The 23,092-nt window shown below is 70.7% G+C and carries 12 protein-coding genes; 6 read left to right on the top strand and 6 right to left on the bottom strand.

What is annotated here, in order from left to right; genetic code table 11:
- Nucleotides 1-256: 256 nt before the first annotated feature.
- On the top strand, nt 257-682 hold the full coding sequence (locus AB0E94_RS35140) for a hypothetical protein (protein WP_360335445.1): 426 nt from the start codon (nt 257-259) through the stop codon (nt 680-682).
- A gap of 260 nt (nt 683-942) precedes the next feature.
- Here AB0E94_RS35140 and AB0E94_RS35135 read toward each other — a convergent pair whose 3' ends face one another.
- From AB0E94_RS35135 to AB0E94_RS35125, 3 genes are all read right to left on the bottom strand, one after another.
- Nucleotides 943-6,996, bottom strand: coding sequence for a hypothetical protein (locus AB0E94_RS35135; protein WP_360335443.1), 6,054 nt, complete (start codon nt 6,994-6,996; stop codon nt 943-945).
- A gap of 79 nt (nt 6,997-7,075) precedes the next feature.
- Entirely contained in the window at nt 7,076-9,457 is a 2,382-nt protein-coding gene (locus AB0E94_RS35130; RefSeq protein ID WP_360335441.1) for a hypothetical protein, read from the bottom strand.
- Nucleotides 9,454-15,378, bottom strand: coding sequence for a DEAD/DEAH box helicase (locus AB0E94_RS35125; RefSeq protein WP_360335439.1), 5,925 nt, complete (start codon nt 15,376-15,378; stop codon nt 9,454-9,456). Before AB0E94_RS35125 ends, AB0E94_RS35130 begins: the two co-directional genes overlap by 4 nt.
- Before the next feature lie 838 nt (nt 15,379-16,216).
- Here AB0E94_RS35125 and AB0E94_RS35120 point away from each other — a divergent pair.
- On the top strand, nt 16,217-16,474 hold the full coding sequence (locus tag AB0E94_RS35120; RefSeq protein ID WP_360335437.1) for a helix-turn-helix transcriptional regulator: 258 nt from the start codon (nt 16,217-16,219) through the stop codon (nt 16,472-16,474).
- 167 nt (nt 16,475-16,641) lie between these two features.
- Here AB0E94_RS35120 and AB0E94_RS35115 read toward each other — a convergent pair whose 3' ends face one another.
- From AB0E94_RS35115 to AB0E94_RS35105, 3 genes are all read right to left on the bottom strand, one after another.
- Complete coding sequence (locus tag AB0E94_RS35115; protein ID WP_360335435.1) at nt 16,642-17,136, bottom strand: hypothetical protein; 495 nt, start codon at nt 17,134-17,136, stop codon at nt 16,642-16,644.
- A gap of 94 nt (nt 17,137-17,230) precedes the next feature.
- Complete coding sequence (locus AB0E94_RS35110; RefSeq protein WP_360335433.1) at nt 17,231-17,728, bottom strand: GAF domain-containing protein; 498 nt, start codon at nt 17,726-17,728, stop codon at nt 17,231-17,233.
- A 122-nt stretch (nt 17,729-17,850) separates the two neighbouring features.
- A complete protein-coding gene (locus AB0E94_RS35105; RefSeq protein ID WP_360335431.1) occupies nt 17,851-18,117 on the bottom strand; it encodes a hypothetical protein in 267 nt (88 codons plus the stop codon).
- 275 nt (nt 18,118-18,392) lie between these two features.
- Between AB0E94_RS35105 and AB0E94_RS35100 the strand changes: the two genes are divergently transcribed.
- From AB0E94_RS35100 to AB0E94_RS35085, 4 genes are all read left to right on the top strand, one after another.
- Nucleotides 18,393-18,881 carry a hypothetical protein gene (locus AB0E94_RS35100; protein ID WP_360335429.1) on the top strand — a complete coding sequence of 163 codons (489 nt, stop codon included), beginning with the start codon at nt 18,393-18,395 and terminating at the stop codon, nt 18,879-18,881.
- A gap of 655 nt (nt 18,882-19,536) precedes the next feature.
- Nucleotides 19,537-20,199 (top strand): type 1 glutamine amidotransferase domain-containing protein, encoded by a 663-nt coding sequence (locus AB0E94_RS35095; RefSeq protein WP_360335427.1) that lies wholly within the window; start codon nt 19,537-19,539, stop codon nt 20,197-20,199.
- A 43-nt stretch (nt 20,200-20,242) separates the two neighbouring features.
- Nucleotides 20,243-21,100, top strand: a complete 858-nt coding sequence (locus AB0E94_RS35090) for a universal stress protein (protein WP_360335425.1) — start codon at nt 20,243-20,245, stop codon at nt 21,098-21,100.
- 53 nt (nt 21,101-21,153) lie between these two features.
- Nucleotides 21,154-22,782 carry a methyl-accepting chemotaxis protein gene (locus AB0E94_RS35085; RefSeq protein WP_360335423.1) on the top strand — a complete coding sequence of 543 codons (1,629 nt, stop codon included), beginning with the start codon at nt 21,154-21,156 and terminating at the stop codon, nt 22,780-22,782.
- The last annotated feature ends 310 nt before the right edge of the window (nt 22,783-23,092 follow it).

Here is a 23,092-nt window from a genome sequence, read left to right as displayed (position 1 = left end):
GAAAACCCCGGCATGACGGTCCCACCGTTCCGGCCACCCGCGTCGCCGCGGCCTGTTGCCGATGAGGTGCCGTCCGCGTCATCGGGTCGTGTCCCCGAGCGAGACTTCTTGCCATCGGCGGCTGTCCGCCGCAGACCCCACCGCCTCAGCGATTACCCTGGGTATTCAGCTTGGGTCGCATGGAGCGCGGACACACCGAATGGTGAATGCTCGACAGCCCCGGCGGCTGGTCCAGAAGGGCTGAAAGGGGAACGGCGTGGCGGGCCGTCTCACCGGTGGACACGTCCAGACTCTGCATCTGCCGGGTTCCGGCTGGATCCTGCAGTGGCGCAGCGACGGTTTCTGGCGGGATTTGAACAGCGCACAGCATCGAGCTGAACTCGATGGCTCCCACGTACCTGCGGAGGATGAGTGGGTGCGATGGAGCGGGACATATCACCAGCAGGCCAGGGGCGGTGGCCGGGACACGATGCCGGCCTGGTGGCTGTTGTACGGCGAGCTTCCAGGCGGCACCGTACCGAGTGTCGTGCTGGATGACGGGCGGCGCCCTGCCGTGCTCACGGTGGGGAAGGTGTGGGCATCCGAATGGTTGTCCGTGCCCCAGACCGCGACATTGCATCTGGACGGCGGACAGTTCCTCTTCCCGTTCACCGAGCCACCATCGCGAGGTTTCATCACTTGATCCTCCGGTGCCCGCGCGTGTCACGATGGGTCCGGCCAGCCCGTTGTTTCTGGTGGCACATGGTAACCATCGAATGGTGGTCACCTCAGGGCGCGGGTGAGGGCGGCGGCAATGGGCAGCGGGCTGCGTCAAGGAATGCAATGCCTGAGGCCGGCCGAGTCGTGCCGTGTCAACCACCGTGCACGGTTGCCGTCATCCGGTCCGCGGACCGGATGACGTCCGCGGACCGGATGATGTCTCGGCGCCCGACGGCCCCGGGGCTATGCGGTCTTCTGCAGAAGCTGCCACGCCCGGGTGAGCACCGGTTCCGGTGTCCACATCCCGTCGGTCTCGCTCTGGACCAGGACGTCGAGCAGTTGCAGGATGCGGGCGGTGCGCTGCGGGTCGGCGCCGGCTTCGGCACACCATTCGACGAGGTCGTCGGTGGTGACCGGGTCGGCATAGTCGACCAGGTGCCCGAAGGCGGCCTCGGCCCGTGGATCGATACGCAGTCCGGTGGCCTCGACCAGTTCAGCGGCGCCTTCCGTGGTGCTCAGCCATCCGGTGAGGCGCTCACAGATGGGCCGAGGGCGGGACAGTTCCTGGGCCAGCCTGGTGGCGCGGTCGAGCAGCAGCGGCCATCCGCCGGTCGCGGTCATCAGGTCCGGATGGCTGCCCGGGTCGTTGAAGGGTTCCAGGCGGTCGTTGGCTGACAGCCAGGACCGCAGGCCGACAGCGGAGGCCCGGCGCAGTGGCATCACGTCGTCGGCGCTGACCGGCAGGCTCGGCCCGGTCAATGCGTCGAGGATGCCCGGGTCGGTGCCGTCCACGACCAGCACGACCGTGCGGGTGGCACCGGCCGCGGCCGGAATCTGGACCGCCTTGACGATGGAGTCACTCAACGCGTCGGGCCGGTGCAGCAAGGGGCTGAGCACGACGCGGTGCACGCCGCCGGGGTCGCCGCCGCGCAGCTGGGTCTTGTAGGCGGCGAGGTTGCCCGGTGTCAGCAGCTCGAATCGGGCGCCGGAGCGGTCGCGGGCGTGTCTCAGTGCTTCGCGGACCCGTTCGGCGCCGGTGGCAGGGGTACCGACGACGATCTGCACGGTGCTGCCGCGGCTGACGAGCCGGGAGAGCTGCTGGTCGGTGCACGGCGAGATGAGGCCGTCGAGCCGGTCGCGGGCCTGTTTCGCGGACAGTTTCGTGATCGTGGTGCGCCATTGCGGGCTGCACAGCTGTTCCCAGATCTCGTGGGCGGTGCCGAGCAGGCGCAGGACGTTGGTAGATCGCAGCCGCCATTGCCGGCCGGTGGTGACGGTGAGGACACCGAGGTCGCGCATCTCCTCCAACAGGGACCGGAACTCGTCGGCGCCTTGGCCGGCGAAGCCTTCCGGCCACCAGCTCTGGCACTCCTCGCGCAGTGTCGAGGTGCTCAGCGTGTGGTCGGCGCCGTTCTCGAGAGCGGCGAAGGCGACCACCAGCGCGATGAGTTTGTATCGGGAGTCGAGGTTGAGGGTCAGATGGACGGTGTCGTGGACCCGGCGTTGCAGGTCTTCGGAGCCGATGACCTGGTCGAGGTCGGCTTCGCTGATCTCATAGTGGGGGCCGTGGTGGCGCCGGCTGAGCGCGGACGCGACCAGGGCCTGGCCGACCAGTTGCAGCAGTTTCGGCTGGTAGTTGCAGTAGGCGAGCACCCGGTGGATGAGGTCGTCGGCGGTGAACCGGATACCGAGGGTCTCCATCGGGGTGAACAGCAGCTGGTAGGCGGGTTCGGGGCCTAGCGGCCCGATCGCGATCTGTTCCCCGAGGTGGGCGCCGGCCAGTGGCTGGTTGGGCAGGCTGGCGAATCGCTGGACCTGGTGCAGGCCGGCGAAGACCGGTTTGAACCTTCGGTCGTGCCGGTCGCGGAGATCCCGCAGTTCGGTGACGTTGCGGAACCCGGTCTCCGCGTCGGCGTCGAAGAAGCCGTCGCATTCGTCGATGAGCAGCAGCATCCGGCGGGTGGGGTCCTCGTCGAGCCAGGCGGTGACGGCGGCGGTAACGTTGCGGACCGGGTTACGGGGATCCTTCTTCGGCGGCAGGATTTTGCGTTCGGTGAGTTTCTCCGCGACCTTGTCCCACAGCGCGAGGGGGTCGAAGGTGTTGCCGATGCCGTTGGGCAGTGGCACGTAGATCGCAATCTGGTTGGGGACGCGTTCGAAGGTGCGGGCCGCGTCCTGCAGCAGGGCGGTCTTGCCCAGCTGCCGGCCGCCGTAGAGCAGGTTCGGGCCGTTCGCGTCGATGATCTTGCTGCGTTCCAGGCGGCGGCCGTAGAACATCTCCGACGGCAGGGCGGCGAGTCCTTCGGGGGCGTACGGGTTGGTCGCGGCGAACGGCAGCAGCGCGCGGGCGGTCGCGGTGAACTGGTCGCCGCCACGCAGCGCGAGGTGGGTCAGGGCGATGTCGTCCAGGACGATAACCGGTTTCTCGCTGAGTTTGGCGCACCGCAGGGCCAGGTCGGTGCGCTGGCCGGCGGTCATCGGCGCGAGCATCAGCACGATGACCGGCTGGTGGGTGCCGGGGTCCTGGGCGATCCAGCCGAACAGGGCACGCACGTCGGCGTCGCCCCAGCAGAGCATGATCCGCTGGCGGTCACCGGCTGCCGACCCGAACTGGGGTACCAGCGTGTCACCGATGCGCCGGACTCCGGTCAGGTCCCACCAGGCCCGGCGGGAGACGGCCGGCGGGTCGGTCAGCGGCCGCAGCGGCCCGAACTCGATACCGGCCAGGCGCAGCACGGCCGCCAGGGCGCTCTTCTGGACCTTGTGGTGGCGGGTCTCGCGGAGCTCGACCCACGCTTGCAGACCGTCGGCGGCGGCCGTGCGGCGCGTCGGCGACAGTACGGTCAGGTCGAGGCCGGCGAAGGAGTCCGCCTCGCGGATCGTGGTGATCAGCTCTCGGGTGATCCCGGCGGGCATGAGGTCGATCAGCTGGAGGAACTCGTGCAGGTCGGTGGCCGGTTCCGCGGTGGGCGGGGCTTCGCCGTGCAGGGCGGCGAGCAGGTATTCCTCGGCGGTCGCCAGATCGCCGGCGTCGATACGGTCGTGGATGGCGGTGACCAGCGCGGTGTCGTGCCGGTCGGGCACCTCGTTGTCGACGCGTTTGTGCAGGGTGTCCTGTGCCTCCCGCAGGTACTGCGGCAGTAGGGTCCGCACGTCGAGCAGGTGGGTGCGCAGCGCCCCGAGGTTGTGGTTGTCCGGGCTCGCGGGCAGGCGGGTGACGTCGCCGGCTGCCAGCAGGCTGCTGACCGTGCTGCTGGCGGTCTCGTCGAGCTGGCCGAGGCGGGCGGCGCGGGCGGTCTCTGCGGTCACCGCACGGTGCAGGGCTATCAGGTCGGTGCGGGTGTGGGCAGCGGCGGCCGCCAGCTGGTCGCGCATGGCCCGTGCCAACGACATGTCGGTGATCGAGTCGGCGATCAGCCCCGCGGTGGTGTACTCCTCGGCCGCCAGCCGGGCGGTGAAGGCGTCTTCCCAGCCGGTGGCGGCAGCGATGGTCACGTCGTCGAAGGTGACGGTGCGGGCGGGGGTGCCGTCGCGGTGCAACGGCAGGGCCGCGCAGCGCAGCAGGTCCTGGTGCAGGACGGCATCGGGGCCGCGGTCCGGGCCGGCCGGCCGGTCGCCGTTGAGCATGGCGACGCTGCGCTGAAGACTGTCGCGGCACGCGTGGGCGGCGTCGGCCTGCAACATCCCGGCTGCCTCGGCGGCTGTGCCGGTCAGTTCCTGTTCGGCGGCTGGCCACTGGGCCAGGACGGTGGTCCGCAGCGTGGTCAGGTGGGCCGGGACCGGTTCGGATCCGGCCTGCTGGTTGGCGCGTACCGCGGTGACCCAGTCACGGACCGCCGCCACGGAGGTTTCGGCCATCTCCTTGAGTTTACGGCGGGCCTGTCCTTGCAGCGGGCGGCTGCTGCTGGCACGCAGCGCGGCGTCCTCCCTGGCCAGCAGGTCGTCGAGGTACTGGCGTTTGGCGAAGCGCCGCAGTTCCTCGGCGACCGTTTCGATGTCGGTGCGGCGGTCGTGGGCGGCAGCGTCGAGCATCCGCCCGATGACGCCGTTGGGTGCCCACCACAGGTCCGCGATGGTGTTCGCCCGGACGAACTCCATCGTGCGGCGCCGGTCGCGGTGGTACTGGGCTGCGTCGACGGTCGCGGCGATGTCGTTGTCAGCGCCCGCGATCGGCGCGAGAGCGGCCAGTACTGCCGGGCTGTACAGCCAGCCGTGCGCGGACGCCGTCCCGATCGTGGTGGCCAGCGCGGTCAGGGCGGGTAGCTGGGGCATCATTCTGGTCAGGGCCAGGACGCTTTCGCCGCTGGCCGCGTCGGCGGTCACCAGGCAGGCCCGGACCGCCCCGGCCAGCAGCAGCAACTGGACGGCCAGGTCACCCGACGGCGGGCTGCTCTGTTCGGTTTCCAGAGCGCTGCGCAGCATTCCGGCGGTCGGTGAGGTCTCGGTGCGCACCGCATCGGACAGCGCCAGGATCCGCAGTGCGTCGGCACGGCGATGGAATCCGCAGGCTGCCGCGGCATGGAAGGCCAGGCTCAGCCGGCCTTGTCCGAGCAGCAGCCGGACCAGCGCCCGGCCGGCGACCGCATCGGCTGGGGTGTCCCCGCAGACCGCCGCCAGGGTGTCCCCGCCGTCGTGAACCTGCGGTGCGTCCGCGTCTTCGGGCTGATCGGGCGCCGGCGGCGGGCCCACGACGACCGGTGCGACGGGAATCGATGCTGCCGGGACCGGTCCGCCGGGGACGGGGGCTGTCTGGTCGGGGCCGGCTGTGGCGATGGTGCCCTGCGGGAGCGCCAGCACGCGACCAGCAGGTGAAGCTCCGGTCTTGTCCTCGTCCGCCGGGACCGGTGTGGTCTCGGTCGGTTCCGTGTCCTCAGAAGCCGGGTCGGTGCCGTCGCCCGTGGTGATCGGCTCGACGTTGAGCTGTCCGAGCAGGGCGGCGAACTTCAGCGGTGCGAGATCGTCGGGCAGGTTGTCCTCGACCGCGGCCAGAGCCGCGGGCAGGTTCGGCAGGTCCTTGGCGGCGACCGCGCTGATCAGGTCGGCCAGGGCCAGCAGGCCGTTGGCATGTTGTTGCTGCTGCTCGGTCCACGCTGCGGCGGCGGTCAGGGCGGCGGCGAGGGCGACCGCGGCGGCGACACGGCCGGATTCGGTGTCGGGACCGGTCAGCCCGGCCAGCGCGGCGATGGCCGAGCGCCGACCGTTGACGGTGACGGCGGCCGCGAGCAGATCCTCGACGGTGGCCGTTTCCGGGACGGTGCGCCCGGCCCGGCCGAGCAGGTCATACAACTCGTGGGCGGTTGCGATGAACACGGTGACGGGCGTCAGCAGGCCCGGGTCGGGCACCTCGCCACGGTGCAGGGTCTCGGTCAGCAGCGTTGCGCTGCGCCGTGCCGCCTCCTGGTGCGCGTTGAGTGCGGCGGCAGCGGCGGTCAGCTGCGCTGCGATGATCGGGCCGTCGTCCGCCGGCTCGTTGCCCGGCCCGGAGCCGGGTGGGGGCAGTGGTTGCGTGGGAGTTCCCGATGCCGGGCCGGGTGCGGGGGTCACGAGGGACACGGTCGTGGATCCTTCGGTCGCGGATTCGCCGGATTCCACCGGGAGTGGGGTGTGGCCGGTGTCGTGGTCTTCGTCGTGCTCGCTGTCGGGATCGTCGTGGTTCAGTGCCTGCGCGATTACCGGCCATACCTCCTCCAGCCGACGGCACGCGGCGGTGATGTCGTCGAGGGCTGCGGCCGGCCAGTCCGGCAGGGCCAGGCCGTGGGCCAGTCCCAGCCGCAGCGCAGTCGTCATCGCCCAGCTGCTGTGGCCGTGGGAGATCACGGTAAGCCGCATGACGTTGGCGTGGGCCGGGTCGCCGGTCAGTGCCAGCCGCAACGCGTCCTCGGGATCCTGGCCGTCGACGGCGGCATCCTGCCAGGCCTTCTCGAGGCCGGTGGCGGTGATGTTGGTCAGGAACCGGCCGGCTCGGGCTTGTTCGGGCACCGGCCAGCGCCGCAGCTTGGCAAGACCCATCCGGGCGGCGACTGCGGTGGGCCGCCGGGCAGGGGGAACCCCCAGATCGGTCAGGAACCGGGTGCGTTCGAGTTTGGGTGTCTGCCACACCAGGCTGGTGAACTCCTCACCGCCGATCGCGTCCAGGGCCGCCCCTGCCGGATCACCCAGCCGGGACAGGGCTGTAGTGACAGCGGCGATCGCTTGATCGCGGGCGGCGACCAGGTCCGCGTCGAGCTGGCCGGAACAGGCGGGGCAGGTGGGATGCGGGCGGTGACGCCGACGCAGGCGCCGGCCGGGACCAGCCATCGATGAAGCCTCACTTTCGGGTGCTCGGGGCCGGCACGGGAGACCGTGCGAGCACGAGACAGGGGGTGGGCGCATGGGATCACCCGGGATGTCGGGCTCGGACGGCCGGCACCGGCCCTTCGCGCGGTTGCGGCGCCGGCCGGTGCTGTGGCAACGGATCGTCGGGGTCGGGTGCGCCGCGCAGCATGCCGCGCACGAAGGTGTATCCGGCGGGCAGTTCGGTATCGGCGTCCGAGCCGCGGACCTCGACGATCCACGCGGCGTACGCCTGGCGGGCACCGTCGCTGGCCTGGTGCCCGGCCGGCAGCAGCCGGCGAAACGGCGGCACCCAGTGCTCACGGATCTGCCCGGCCAGCACTGCGGCGGCCGCGACCTGCCCTGCCCGGCCGGGCGGGCGGCGGCCGCTGGTGTCGGGCCACCACACGTAGGTGTCGGGGCCGCCGCTGCCGGGCCGGTCAGGATCGGCGGTGTTCTCCTCGCGGGTCAGCCGCCCGGCCTCGACCAGCCGGTCGCAGGTGTAGATCACCTCCCACATCAGTGGGGGCGCCGTCAGGTCGGGCCCGAACAGGGCGGCGAGCAGTTGCGGCCCGGTGAGCCGGCGGGCACCGAACGCTCCGGTCGCGCCGTGACGACGCAGCGCGGCGATGATCAGGCCGCGCAGGGCGGGGACACCGCGGCGCCGTTCGGGGATGCCGTCCGGCAGCGGCTCGTCCGGCAGGCCGCCGGGTCCGGCGGGCGGTGGTGGGGTTTCGGCGCCGATCGCGGCGGCGAGAATACCCAGGTCGGCGTCCCACCGGTACTGCTCGCCGAACGGTAGCGGCTGATCGAGCAGGCGGGTGGTGGCGCTGATCCGGCGGGCGTTGCGGGCCACTGCCACGGTGATCTTGATGCCGGGGTAGAAGCTCCACGGCCAGGTGATGCCGGCGAGCGCTACCCCGGTGTGGACGACCGTTTGCAGGTGCTCGGTGTCGTCGAGGATGTCACCGTCGTGATGCAGTTGCAGCAGGATCGGGCCGTCGGCGAGGACGGCCGCGGCGGGTTCCGGCAGCGGCAGCGTGCCGTCGTCCCAGTGGCTTTCGCGCAGTGCGGCCGTGTAGACGACGAGGCTGTCACGGACGACGACCAGCTCCGGCGTCCGGTCGGCGTCCGGGCCGACGGTGGTGTCGTCGGCCGCCGGCGGGATGCCGGGTGCCGGGTCTGGGGCGGCGGCGGGTTCTGCGGTCGGGACTGGCTCGTCGGTAAGGGGCGGCTCGGTGGGCGTGTCGGGTTGATGGCCGAGGCCCAGCGGGATGCGGGGGTCGGTGGCCAGCACGACGGCGGGGATCGGCTCGCGCTGGGCTCGCCAGATGCCGGCGGCCTGCCAGGTGTCGTCGACACGCAGATGGATGCCGCCCGGCAGTAGCCCGTCCGGTGCGCCGGCGGCGGTCGCGGCGGCGGCCAGGTTGGTGTGCAGCACCACATCGGCGGCGGCGCACAGGTCGAGCGGATCGTCGTCGCCGGCGGCCCGGGAGTTCGCGTGGGCGGCCAGCAGCGGCCAGACGCCGGTGTGGCGTGGCTGCGGGCCGGTCCGGGAGAGGGTACGGACGATCTCGTCGATCGCGGTGGGGGCGAGGCCGGGCCAGCCGTCGTGCCGGCGCCGGTCGAAGCGGTCCTGGCTGGTGGTGTAGCCGTGCCAGCGCAGCAGGCCGGGCGCGGTGTCGAGCAGCGCGTCGATGGTGGCCATCGACTGGTGCACGGCGGCGGCGAGCACGGCCGTGTCGCCGGGGTCGGTGAGCAGGCCGCCGAGGGGGCCGCCGAGCAGCAGCGGCCGGGCCGGGCCGAGCAGGTAGGCCGTGTACAGGGCGATGTCGTCGCGGGCGGCGGGGCCGGGCGGGTAGCGGACCGGGCCGGTGAGGTGGCCGCGATGGTCCAGCAGTGTGGCGCGGCGGCGTAGCCGGTGCAGTTCGGTGTATTCGGCTGCGGTCAGTGGGGCACCGAACGCCTCGACGTCCAGCACGATCCGTTCCTGCCCGATCCGGGCACCGGCACTGTCCGGGTCGCCGGGCGGGGCCCCGGACAGTGCCGGTGGTGTCCAGCCGTCGTCGTCGACGGCGGGGTCGGCGCCGTAGCGGGCGACGACTTCGGCCAGCAGGGAGCGGCGGCCGCCGCGGTCGATGTGGGCGAAGGCTCCGACCGGGAGCACCGGCCGGTCCGGGCGTTCGCCGCTGATGTGCAGGAACAGTTCCGGTTCCAGGACCTCGGCGCGGTAGCCGTGCCGGTCGAGGTCGAACCCGAAGTGCAGGGCGTTGAACGCGGTGCAGGTGTGCAGCGGCGCCGTGCGGATCTCCGCGACCTGGGTCAGGTAGTCGACGATTGTGGTGCGCAGCCGGTCGGGCACGGTGTCCGGGCCGTGCAGCAGCTCCGGCACGAACAGCGGCTCGTCGTGGAACGGCCGCCACACCGGCGTCACCGGCCCGGTCATCGGGTTGTCTCCCGGACGGCGGCACGCCGGGCCGGGTCACGGTCGGCGTGCAGGCGCAGCCGCCACACCCGGCCGTCGCCGACGATCTCGCCGGCGGCGGTCAGGTCGGTGATCGCGGCTTGGACGTGGCCGAGCGGGATGCCGGGGTCGACGCCGCGCAGCCGGTGGTACAGCAGGCGTGGCCACAACGGCCGGCGGCGGCCGGTCTGCGCCGACAGGTAGGTTTCGTCACCACGCAGGACCCGGTGGATCATGCCGGCGGTCAGGCCGCGGTAGTTGTCCCACAACAGTGACCGCACGTACCGGGCGACCGCGTCGCGGTACGGTGCCGCGTCACGACGGGCGACGGGCCTCGGGCGGGGCGTGTTCAGGGCGTCCAGCAGCGCTGGGGTGGGATGCGAGTCGGTGCTGGTGTGCCAGCAGGTCGAGCAGCGGCATGCCGGGGTGGAGCAGATCCCGTCGGATAGCACGGGCCTGGTGTTCACCGCGAAGTAGCCGGCGAACCCGGTGTTGGCGCAGTCGTCGGCGCCGTACCAGTCCCGCAACACGGTCAGGTCGTCGGCCAGGCGGGTGCGGTGGCCGGTCATCCGCTGCTGGTAGTCGGCGGGCAGGCCGCTGGCGCGACGGGGGTGCACGGCGATCAGGGTGCGGTTGTTCCCGGCCTGGGAGACGTCGACGACCCCGAAGTCGTGCAGGGTGGCCAGCACGGCCCAGGTCTGGGCGGGGTCGTCGGCGACCAGCCGGTAGCCGGGCACCTGCTCGGTCAGGGTGCGGTGGACCTCGACGACACGGTACCGGCCCGGTGACTGCCGGGCCAGGGCGGTGACGGCGGCGGCGGTCGTGGTCAGGGTGTGGTCGTCGCAGCGGGCCCGGTCGTCGACAGGGGTGAGCAGTACGGTGGCGGGGAAGTCGCCGTTGTCGTCGACCGTGCCGGTGTCGGCGAGCACGGCCAGCGCCCGGATGATCGCGGCCCGGTACTGTGCCACGGTTGCGGGCCGGCGGGCGTCGTCGCTGGTCAGCCGGCCTCCGGTCAGGTCGGCGCCGAGGCAGGTGTCGGTGACCTGGTCGGGGTCGAGGACACCACCGGAGCGGGCGGCCGACAGGACGGCCTGCCCGATCGTGCGGAGGTTGCCGGCAGGCAGTCCCTGGGCTGCCATCCACGCCACGGTCCGGAAGCCGCGGCCGGTGCCCAGGGCCAGGCCGTAGGACGCGGCGGTGAGCTGGGCCGGGTGCCGGCCGGCCTGGTCACGGCCGGCCCGGCCGAGTTGCTGGTAGAGGGCGGCCAGGTCGGTCGGCGGGGAGACCACGAACACGCAGCGGATGTCGCCGCGGTTCACGCCGAGCCCGAACGCGCTGGTCGCGACGATCAGCAGCGGCGCGTACCCGTCCTCGTGCCGGGCCGGGGCGTCGCGGAACTCGGTGAGCACCGCCGCTTTCTCTGCCTCGGACATCCGGCCGTGGAACCGGCGGACCCGTTGGTTGCCGTCGCCGACGAACTCGCGCAGGTGGGCGTAGACGGCGTCGACCTCCTTGACGGTCAGACAGTAGAAGATGGCGTGCTCGTCGCAGGCCGACGCGACCGCCTCGGTCAGCCCGGCGACCGCGTTCGGGCCGGCCGCCTGCAGGGTGCGCCGGTAGATCGCCAGTTCCGGGCGCAGCGGATCAGCGGCGACGGTGACCAGCGGTTCATCCGGCTGCGGTGTGGCAGCCAGGCCGAACAGGTTCGTGCGCAGCCCTTCGCGCACGGCCCGGTTCGCGGTGGCCGTGACGGCCGTGATCCGTACCTGATGGCGGGTGCGCAGCTCGGTCAGCAACTGGGCGGCCCGGCGGAAGCTGGGCCGGAAGTCGTCGCCCCACTGCACGAAGGTGTGGGCCTCGTCGACGGCGACCCGGCGCAGGATGCCTGCTGCTGCGGCGGTGCGCAGCAGCTCCTGGAACCGGCGGTTTCCGAGGCGTTCCGGTGACACGTAGACGAGTTTGATGCCGTGCTCGGCGGTGCCGGTGAGCTGTTCGGCGACCTCGGTCTTGCCGCGGCGGCTGTTCGACTCGGCCATCGGCCCGACCAGCGCCCGGACCGCGCCACCGATGGTGGCGTTGAGCTCGAGCGCCTGGTCGGCCATCAACGCGATCAGCGGGGACACCACCACCGTCACCCCTGGCAGGGCCAGGGCAGGAAGCTGAAAGGTGTAGGACTTACCGAATCCGGTCGGCAGCAGGGCGAGCACGTCCCGGCCGTCGGCGACGGCCCGGATGACCTGTTCCTGCTCCGGTTTCAGGTGCAGTGGCGTGTCACGGAACCGCAGATGGCCGCCGATCGCGGCGCACCGGTCCACCAGCAGGTGCGGCAGCGTTGCGGCGGCGCGGGCGGCGGCTTCCTGTTCCGGGGTCAGCTGGGCCTGCCGGATCCTGCGGGTCGCCGGCAGCAGGGTGTGTTCGGTCAGCACCTGCGGCCGGCACAGCTCGCCCACCCGGGCGGCGTCGAGCAGGCCCGTGCTGCCGAGGAACCGCCAGATCCGCTGCCAGCCGTCGGCCATCGTGGTCAGGTTCCCGCCGGCCGGCTCGCCGGTGTCCGCATCGGCGACCAGCAGGCCCGCGTCCAGCGACTCCAGGAACACCCGGCGGTAGCTGCGGCGCAGCGCGGTCCGCCCGGCCAGTTTCCGGTCACTGATCACGATCACACCGCGGTGGTCACGGGACCGGATCAACCGGCCCACGGCCTGCCGCAGGTCCATCGCCGCCAACGGCAGGTAGTAGGTCTCGGTGGCGATCCGGTCCGGGTCCGGGTGCCCGGCCTGCTCGGCCCGGCGGGCCACCGCGGCCCGGCGGGCGGCGATCACCGGGTCCGCGAACGGCGCGAACGGCAGTTTGTTGATCCACACCAGTGACAGGCGGCGGGCCGGGAAGTCGACGCCCTGCCACAGGCCGCGGGTCGCGACACAAAACCCGCCGGACTCGGTGAACGCCCGCGCCGCGCGGGCGTTACCCAGCAGCGGCGCGGACGCCACCGGCACCGCCAGGCTCTGCTCGTGCAGACGTTCGGTGATCGCCGCCGCTGCGCGGGTCGCGGTGGTCAGCACCAGGGCCCCGCCGGTGACCGCGGTCTCGTGCGGGTCCTGCCGGTCGGGGCGGATCGCCTCGCGGGCGTACCCGGCCAACTGGTGGGCGACGGTCCGGACCGCGCCGTCGGTGTGTTCGGTCCAGCTCGGGAAGTCGCTGAAACAGACCAGCCTGGCCTGCCGGGCCAGATCGAACGGCCCCGGCAGGGTGTGCGCATCCACACTCGCGCCGAGACCGAGCCGACCCCGGATGTAGTCCCACCGGCCGGCGACCTGCAACGTCGCCGACACATAGAAGATCCGGGCGAAACGGTCCCGGACGGCCGCCCACTGCGGGTCCCGGGCCAGATCGATCGGGGCGGACGCCAGACTGAAACCGTACCGGCGAGCAGAAACGCTGACCCCGGCGAGATCGTGTTCCAGCGCGTACACCACCCGGTTGCCCGGGTCCGGGCCGGTTCGCGGGAACAACGCGTTCTCGGTGCCGTCGTCCTCGCCGAGCCGTTCCTCGTCGGCGTCGGCGCCCCCAGTGACCTCTTCATCGGCGTCTGTCTCGTCGCCGCTGCCCGTGGTCGGGAGCGGGCCGGCGACGGCCGCCGGTTCCAGGATGCTGCGGGCGTCGGTGACGACCCGGCTCGCCGCGTCAGCCAGCCGGGCGATCCGGGTGGCCAGCGCCGCGGCACGTTCGCGGTCCCACCACGGCGCCGACCGCTGCCCGGGCGTCTGCAGATGCGCCGACAGCAGCCGCTGCACCCGGTCGGCGAGCGTCGCCACCGTCGCCAGCCGCGCCAACAGTTGCCGCGCCGGGGCGTTACCGCCCAGCCCACCGAACGGGCTGGCCAGCGTCGCGGCCCGGCTGCCGGGTTCACCGCCCGCGGTGTCGAACACCGCCTGCGCCGCCCGGGGCAGGATCTCGGTGTCGAGGTGCCCCTCCAACTCGCCGAGCAACTCGCCCAGCGCCGCCGGCCGTACCTGCTGGTCGCCGTACCAGCGGCGCAGATCGGTGACCAGATTCTCCAGCAGCCGGTACTCCACGACGGCGCTACCGGCCGCGGTGACGGCCTGCTCCAGCGCATGGGCCTCGTCCACGATCAGCAGCGTCGTGTCACCGAACACGTCCGGCCGGCTCATCAGCAGCGCATGGTTGGCCACGACCAGCCGGTGCCCGGCCAGCGCCTCGGCCACCGTGTCGGTCATCGCCGCCAACGGCGATCCGGAGCCCCGGCCGTAGTCGTCACCGTCCTGGCTCATACTGCGCAGCCACGACGACAGCATCGGGCCGTGGACCGCCTCGATGTATTCGGCCAGGAACACCGGCAGGTCGACCGGGTCCGCGCTGCGCGCCAGCCACCCCTGCGGCACCGTCACCGCCGTCACCAGCCGGCGCACCAGATACACCAGCAGTTCCCGGTAGCCGGCCTGGGTCACGAACCGGCTCCGGTCCGCCCGCCCCAGACCCGGACCAGGGCGCCCGGCCGCACTGGCAGCATCGGCGAGCACGGCGACCAGCGCCCGCAGCGACAACCGGTTCGCTGCCCCCTTGACCAGGTCGGTGCTCGTGTCGAGACCGGCGATGGTGCCGGTGAGCCGGTCGATGTCGGCGGCCAGCTGACCCTGCAGAGCTTTGGTGTAGGTGGCGATCACCGCCCGCCGGCGCGGATCCCCGTCGAGCCACTGCAACGCGGCCGCCAGCACCGCGAAACTCTTGCCCGTACCGGTCGGTGCCTCACACAACGCGTCCCGTCCGGTGCCGATCTGCCCGGCCAACAGCGCCGCCATCTGCCGCTGCGCCTCCCGCCGCTCCACCGCGCCGACCGTCGCGGCCTGCGCCAGCGCATGCGGGTCGACGCCCCCGTCAGCAGTGCGTATCGCATCCGGCAGCCGTAACGGCGACCGGCGCCGGCCACGCCGCACCGCTTGGAAACCGCCCCCGGCGGTGTCCCGTCCGGACAGGGCGTCGGCCAGGATCTGCGACACCGTCACATCATCGAAAGCCGCAACGGCCGGCGCCTCTGGCAGCAACGAGACCAGCAGGTCCCAGCCGGCGCAGCCCGCACCGACCGCACACAGCAGCGACCGCAGCTCGGGCGGCCAGCCCTGCACGGCGGCGGCCGCCTGCCGCAGCAGGCGGGCGGCGAGCTCGGCGTCATCGACCGCGTCGTGCCAGCGCAGGTCGCCGTGCCCAACACCGACGATGTCGGCGAGTTCAGCCAAGCGGTGCGAGCCGGCCTGCGGCCAGACCGTGTAGGCCAGATACAGCGCATCCGCCCGGCGCGCGCCGCCCAGCACCGGACGTCCCGCCCTCACGGCAGCGTCATCAAGGATCACGAAGTCCGCGCCCACCCCGTTGAAACCCACCAGCACATCGGTGTCGGCCAGATAGTCACGCAACCCGTCGAGAGCCTCGCCCGGTTCGACGGCCGCGTCGGCGTACCGGTTGCGGACCTCCGCCGACCGCAGTTGCTGCTCCCACTGGGCATCCGGCAGTTTCGTCCACGCCGCGAACCGGGGCCCGGCGGCGACCCACGCAGTGTCGGCCGACAACCGCACCGCGCCGATCTGATACATCCGCCGGTCTGTGTACGGATGCTCCGCACTCGCCCGGACCACCGCCTCGACATCGACGAGCACCGCCCGCAGCGGTCCCGGCCGACGCCCTGCCCCCGGCGTACTGGGATCCTCCACCGGGACGGATGTGCCGGCCGCGCCGACCGCGCACAGGATGCCGCCGTCGTCGCGGATCAGACCGGCGGCGATCGCCCGGGCCACGACCGTCTGCACCCTGGAGGCGGTCGCACCGGCCCACTGCCGTTGCGCCGCAGCGATCAGACCGTCACTGTCGCAGGGGCCGATGTGATGCAGCAACGCCTGCAGCTGCTGCTCACGCGTACCTGTCCTGTTCGTACAACCACCCCGCCAAAGCCGGTTCGAAACACGACTCTCGCCGTTCTCGCTTCCTACCGTCGAGAGTGCCGCTGATCGTGCCGATGGCCACCGACAGTTTTTCGTCGTGTCGGCTGAAAGTCGAACCCGTTTCAGGTGATTGACACAACCGCCGTCCTGTGGCGTCGACATCACCGAGAACAGAACGACGTCCCTGACGTCCGACCGGACCGCGCCAGACCCCAAACCGCAACGGACACGACAACACCCGACCGTTCACGCCGGTCTGGGCGGTGAGTAGGCCCCGTTCGGGCGAACACCGACGACGCGATCCACAGCACTCGGGCCACGAGACAGGACCTGCCGGATCCGGGCCGTACGAGACCACCCGTTCCTCGGCCCTGACGATTCGACGGACGGCCCCTTTCCCTCAGCGCGGATACCACTCGGCCCAGGACCGCACACCTGCCCGACGGCCGACACTCCACCCACCGCGGACACTACCGACAACCACCGCTACACCCGGACACGAGAACAGAAACCTGCTTGGGCAGCCGGCTCTCGGCCGGGATACCGCAACGGAAGACACACCGCCCAACAAGAACACGACAGCCTGGGCTAGCCTGCCCGGCCGCCTCTCGGTCTGCCCACGTCGGTTCCTGACCTAAAGCCTGATCACAGGTCAGTCGCCTACACGACAGAGAACCGACACCGTCACAGCCCGGCGAGGGCAGCCTCAACGGCCCCAACCATCACCCGCGCACTACTTGGTGAGCTGGAGAACACTGACAACAAGGATCTGTCCGGTTTGCCTTGAACAGTGATCCAACAAACCCGGGCCTACAGCACCGCGGCCCTGGGGCTCGCGATCGCACAGGCGCGCCGGGCGGCAGGCCTCACCGTCGATCAGGCCGCTGAACGATCCGGAATCTCCCGGCGCCATCTGCTCGACCTCGAACACGGCAAGAAGAAACCGCTGATCACCACGCTCGCAGACGTCGCCGATGGCCTCGGGATACCGTTGGGTCTGCTGGCCGAGCGCGGCTGGATCGCCGTCGAACCACCCCAGCTACCCTGAACCGGTCAGCGTCCACCCACCGAACCGAACCGGGCCGGACCGGACCGGACCGGACCGGACCGCAAACCAAATCAGCAGCACAGCTTCGACCACACGCCCGCGGCTTCGTCGACATCAGTGACCACAGCGTTAGGGTCATCCCGGAGGACCCTGGCCGCGGCTGTCGCTCAGCGCCCGTCTGTCCATTCGCAGTCGCGAACCATGGCGTCGAGGTCAACGATCGTCGCGCGACCGTACAACGGCCTGTCGTAGCTGACCATCTCCCGCATCGGCGCCCCCTCACCGGTGAGAAGCAGCAACACCGGCCGGCGAGACCAACGACGGTCCCACGCGATCTGCAGGTACGACTCGCCGCGCAGGTCACCGACGGCAGCGGGCAGATCCTCGACGGCCACAATGCCCCCACTGTCCGGTAAAGGCGCCGTGAGATCGTCGAGGCCCGCAGCCGTGATGGTCGTCCCGGGAGTCCACCGAACGACCGGCAGACCCGATCGATCGAGGTACTCGGCGACCAGCAACGACGTGACCGATGGGGAACCCCAGAGGGAAATCGCCCGGCCCTCGCCGGTCCGTTTCAGAAACTGAAGCGCCGACAGTAGCGCTGGCCCGCCGAGATGCCACACAGCACTACGGCTCTCGGCTCGGAGCGGCACGTCCGGCACCCCGGGTCTCCCTACCTGCACAGCCGACGACGTCGTAAGGCAGAACCCGACGGTCGACGGCCACTTACGGACAGCCTACGCATCTGACCATCCGTCACCCAGTCGCGACGACACTCGCGTCAGCCGAGGGGAGGTCGCTGAACTCTTTCAGCAGGATAGCGGCCTGCTGTGCGCCCACCCACAACTCGTCGAGTTGCTCGGCGGTGAACTGATGCGCGCTGGTACCGATGACGCAGTGGGCACCGACGACCTGGCCCGCGAGGATGACCGGCACCCCGGCGTAGCTACCGATACCATCCTGGGTGACCAGCGGGTTGCCCGCTTGTTCCGAGTCGGCGGTATCCGAGATCACGTATGGTTCACCGGTAACCACAGCGTTGGCGCAGAACGACCACTCGACAGGAGTCCCTTCCGCCACAGTGATCCATGTGCCGCTGATACCAGCGGATCCAGCGGTCATCTGCGCCGTGTTGAACACGAGGGTCACCAGCCCGATCGGCAAGCCCGCGCGTTCGGCGGAACGCGCGGCGATCCGATCGAGAGCCTCCCTCAGGACCGGATTGTCGAAGTCGATGCTGGCCAGCACCCGCATTCGCTCGATGGTAGCCAACGGGTCGGGACGGATAGATGCAGCGAACACGAATAGCCTCCGAGGACTGCTGAAGCGAACAGGGCAGCGTTGTCGCGCAACGGGGGTCTTCCGGTCTGACCGATTTAGTCGACAGTCGCGCGCAAGGCCCGATATGTCACCGCTCGGATCTTCTCGGAACGGGCGGTGACCCGCAGTTGATCTCCAAGTTCCATCAACACCTCCGTAGCCCGGATCACGTCGTCCGGCGTCCTGAGATGCCCCTTGTTCAGCTTCCTGGCCGCAAGGCTCACCAGTGCCCTGGCAATGTCCGAACCGGCGGCCGCGCCTAGTGCAGCCACAAGCTTCGCCTCAGTCGGCACCTCGTAGTCGTACCCGGAAATGGTGCTCATCAGGTTCCCTTCCACGTCACAGGCATCGATGGTGAAGGGATCAGGCGTCTCCTCGGCCCGGCATACCGGCCTACGACGCCTCCGCAACCCTCACCCGTGACTTCGACCGGGAGCCCGCCCACCACCAGCACAAACCCGGTGTCATTCCAGTAGTAGGAATCTACGGCCGGGGGCCGCAACGGCTCACCTGCCGGGTCAAACGACGCGCGAGCTTGCTCCAACCGACGCGCTTCAACCGGATCAAACCCCAATATTCAGTATTTAGTCTGATAAACATGACCGAGCCGTCCGCCCGTTCCCGCAGCCGCGCCCACGACGTGAGCGCGCCGCCACCAGACACCGCACGGCACGCAACGCATTCACGCAGCAACCACGAGGCGCTCGAAGCATCCCCAGACTCCGCAACGACCGGGCAGGGCGAACACCGAACGCCGTTCTGGGACGACGCAGCCAGAATGGCCGCAAGCCCCGACTATCAGAAGTCGCTCGACGTGATCGCTGTCGGCCTCGCTGCGACCACCGGCATCGCCGTCAGCGACCTGGCCGCCCGCGTAGCCGACATCGGGGCGCGACGGTACGCCGACTTCGATCAGGCTGGCTGGGCATCTTTCGCGATCCTGTCGCTCGGCCTGGAAGCGCTACTGCCGTTGCTCGACCACGACTGCGAAGACCTTACCGACGACGACATCACAACACTAACCGATCTCCAGGTATACAGGACCGCTATCAAACGGCGCGAACGAGAGGAAGACAGCTGGCCATAGCCCCAACCTCAGCAGCACAAACCGCCACGGCGTCGGCTCGCCTCAGGAGAAAGATCAAACCCAAGGCCCTGGCGTCGGCCAGTCCGCCACTTGCACCCCTCGCCGTAAACACTGCCAGTTCCGTCCAACCAAAATCCGCAACACCGCTGGTGATCACGCCACCCTCGCCAGCGTCTGGACGCCAACTTCGAACAGCCCAGCATCGCGGCTTGTTCGATACCATCACGCAACCTGGAGATCCATTTCCCAACTCGCCTGTAGCGGCGCGGACCTTACCGTGAGCGAAGGCACCAAGCTAGGCGGTTCACGGCCCATCAAGCCGCCGAACATCCCCGTAGCGGAGAAAGACTCGGCTGGCCACGAACCAACCGCGTGGCCAGCATGTCGCCGACACCGCGACAGGCAAGATCAACTCGAAAATGTCGCCAAAACTGCAGGTCACCGAGCTGGCATTTGAAGTTTGACCCTATGACAAGATCTTGATAACCATGAAAACGGAGATGACACGATCTTGAGAAAATGCCATTTCGTTTGAGAACCTACAGGTAGACGGTCAGGAACGTGTGCAGCAGGTCGAGCATGTCATAAGTATTCCTATTGCTGACATCAGAACTTCTGTTGGTTGCCGATGGCTGCTCGGGGGCATGGTTCTCGCATGACGACGAACACGATCCTGATCGGCCTGACCAGTCACGGCGACCTGGGCGGCCTGCGGTCCACCGGCTACTACCTGCCCGAGGCCGCCCACCCGTGGAAGGTGTTCACCGACGCCGGCTACACCGTCGAGTTCGCCTCGGTCGCCGGCGGCGAGCCCCCGGTCGACGGCGCCGACCTGTCCGACCCCGTGCAGAAACAGTTCACCGAGCAGGTGTCCCTGACGGCCACCCCGGCGTTCGCCGAGCTCGACCCGGCCGGTTACGACGCGGTGCTGTTCGCCGGTGGCCACGGCGCCATGTGGGACTTCCCGTCCGACCCCGGCCTGGCCGCCTTCGCCCGTGACCTCTACGAACGCGGCGGTGTCGTGGCCGCCGTCTGCCACGGCCCGGCCGCGCTCGCCGGGCTCACCCTCTCCGACGGCACCGCCCTGGTCGCCGGCAAGCAGGTGGCGGCGTTCACCGACAGCGAGGAGAAGGCGGTCGGTCTCACCGAGGTGGTGCCGTTCCTGCTGCAGAGCCGCCTCGAGGAGCTCGGCGCGAAACACAGCGGCGCCGCCGACTGGCAGCCGCACGTGGTCACCGACGGCAACCTGGTCACCGGGCAGAATCCGGCCTCGTCGACAGGAGTCGCCGAAGCCGTCGTGGCGGTCTTGAAGAAGTGAGTCCGACCCACGACGATCAGGGGAGGACGCAGGAGGAGGCGACGTGGCCACTCAGAGGATCGTCGTGGGTTATGACGGCTCGCCCGACGCACGCAAGGCCGCGCGGTGGGCTCTCGACGAGGCGCAGCGCACCGGCGCCACAGTGGAGCTTCTCTACGCGTACGAATGGCCCAGTTATGTCCCCGCTGCCGCGATGATGCCCGCCGCCGCCGTCTATCCGGACGCCGACACCGACGGCGCGGTCGGCGAGATGCTGGGCCGGGCCCTGGAGACGGCCGGCGTGACCCATCCCTGCGTCCGGCTGCGCACCCGGGTCGAGCACGGCACGGCCGCGGTCGCCCTGGCCCAGCGCAGCGCCGAGGCCTCGCTCGTGGTGGTCGGCGGGCCACGGCACTCACCGGTGCGGGCGCTGCTCGGCTCGACCAGCGCCTCGGTGAGCGCGCACGCCCGCTGCCCGGTCGTGGTGGTGCGCGGCGAGCCCCGCGACACCGACCCGGTGGTCGCCGGGGTGGACGATTCGCCGGCCGCCGCCATGGTCCTCGGGTTCGCGTTCGAGCAGGCCGCGGTCCGCGGGGTCCCGCTCCGGGCGGTGCACGGCTGGGCGGCGCCCGGCGGTGACCTGCTCTGCGACGCCAACCTGAGCGCGGTCGCGGCCGAGCGCCGCCGGCTGGACGCCGTGGTGGACTGCTGGCGTGGCCGGTTCCCCCAGGTCCGGGTCAGCGCCGAGGTCCTGGTCGGCGGGCCCGGCGAGGTGCTGGCCGAGGCCGCGGCCGGCGCACAACTGGTGGTCGCCGGGGCGCGTGCCCGGCGGGCGCTGCGGATGTCCCTGCGGCCGTCGATCGGCCGGCACCTGCTGCACCGGGCCCGGTGCAGTATCGCCCTCGTACACGGCAGTCGCTGAGCTATCTGGGCAATCTGCCGAAAATCACCCGGAATGACTCCTACAGTGGGGCCATGCGGCGAACCCTGCTGGAACGTGTCCTCGGCGACCGCAGTCTGCTGCTCAAGAGCACGATCGCCGCCGCCTGTGTGGCTCTCGTCGCCGTCGCCGTCACCGCGGTCGCCCTCTCCCGGATCGCCACCCTGCGCGACAGCCTCCAGGACATGAAGGACCAGCACGTCGACAGCATGGAACTGATCGCGAACATGCGGTACGGGCTCACCGAGTGGTTCCGCAGCGCGCTCAAGTACAACGCCGGCACCACAGGCAACAACCCCGACCTCAAGCAGATGGGCCTCGACGACAAGAACGCCGCCGCCACCAGGATCGACGACGCCCTCGCCGCCTACCGCGACATCGCGACCGCCTCCGGCGCCACCGACCGCCTGGAGAAACTCGCCGCGTTCACCGAGGCCGTCGAATACCACCGCGCCCTCAGCAACGTGATCATCTTCCGGGAGGCGCCGCCGGCCGGGTTCGAGATGCCGGCCCCGCAGGACATCCTCGCCGCGTTCAACAAGGGCGACGCCGGGATGTCCGACGCGATGAACGATCTCCAGGCCGCCGAGGAGGCCGACGCCGACGCGATGGCGAAAGAGGGCAACGACGCCTACCACCGTGCCCTGTGGATGACGCTCGGCGGTCTGGCGGTCGGCTTCCTGATCGCCGGATTCGTCGGCATCGGCGTGATGCGCCTGATCAAACGCCAGCTGGCGACGGTCTCCACCGCCCTGCGCGCGGTCGCTGACGGCGACCTGACGGTGCCCGCCGAGGTCCGCTCCCGCGACGAGCTCGGCCAGATGGCCGAAGCCACCAACCGCGCCCGGGAAGGTCTGCTCACCAGCGTCCGCCAGCTCAACCACGGCGCCGAGGTGCTCAGCGACGTCACCCAGCGCCTCACGTCGATCACCACGCGCCTCGACGCCGAAGCCCGCGAGGCCTCCGAACAGGCCGGGCTCGTCGCCGGAACCGCGGGCGAGGTCTCGGCGAGCGTCCAGTCGGTGGCCGCCGGCTCCGACGAGATGGGCGCCTCCATCCGGGAGATCTCCGAGAACGCCAACAACGCCGCCCAGGTCGCCTCCAGCGCGGTCGGCGTCGCCCAGACCACCAACGACACGGTCGCCAAACTCGGCACGTCGTCGGAGGAGATCGGCAACGTGGTCAAGGTGATCACCGCGATCGCCGAACAGACCAACCTGCTCGCCCTGAACGCCACGATCGAAGCTGCGCGCGCCGGTGAACTGGGCAAAGGCTTCGCCGTGGTCGCCACCGAGGTCAAGGACCTGGCCCAGGAGACCGCCAAGGCCACCGAGGACATCGCCCGCCGCGTCGAAGCGATCCAGGCCGACACGTCCAGCGCCGTGGTCGCCATCCAGGAGATCTCCCGGATCATCTCCGAGATCAACGACTACCAGGTCACGATCGCCTCCGCCGTCGAGGAACAGACCGCCACCACCAACGAGATGTCGCGCAGCATCGGCGAGGCCGCCAACGGCAGCTCCGTCATCGCCGGAAACATCAACGCCGTGGCCAGCGCCGCACACGCCACCACCGCGGCGCTCGGCGAAGCCGAATCCTCAGTAAGCGAACTGACGCAGGTGGCCGGCGAGCTTCGCGAGGTCGTCCAGCGTTTCCGGGTCTGACATCCTCCTTTCTGGTACGGCTACCCGCCCCCTGTTCGTGCCGGCACGCGACCGCCTCACGGTGCCGGGCTCCAGCGCGGCCGCCGGGCTGTTGCCCGCACACCACGCTACGCGCGATTCCCGCCCGCCCCCGCGCCGTCCACAGTCTTGCGTTGTCCACAGGCGCGCGTGATCCACAACTGCGCGTTGTCCGCCGTCCCCGCGTCCCCACAGTCCCGCGTCCCCACAGTCCCGCGTCCCCACAGTCCCGCGTCCCCACAGTCCCGCGTCCCCACAGTCCCGCGTCCCCACAGTCCCGCGTCCCCACAGG

The organism is Actinoplanes sp. NPDC026670, assembly GCF_040638175.1.
Lineage (GTDB): Bacteria > Actinomycetota > Actinomycetes > Mycobacteriales > Micromonosporaceae > Actinoplanes.
This window is presented reverse-complemented; position numbering and strand designations above follow the sequence as displayed.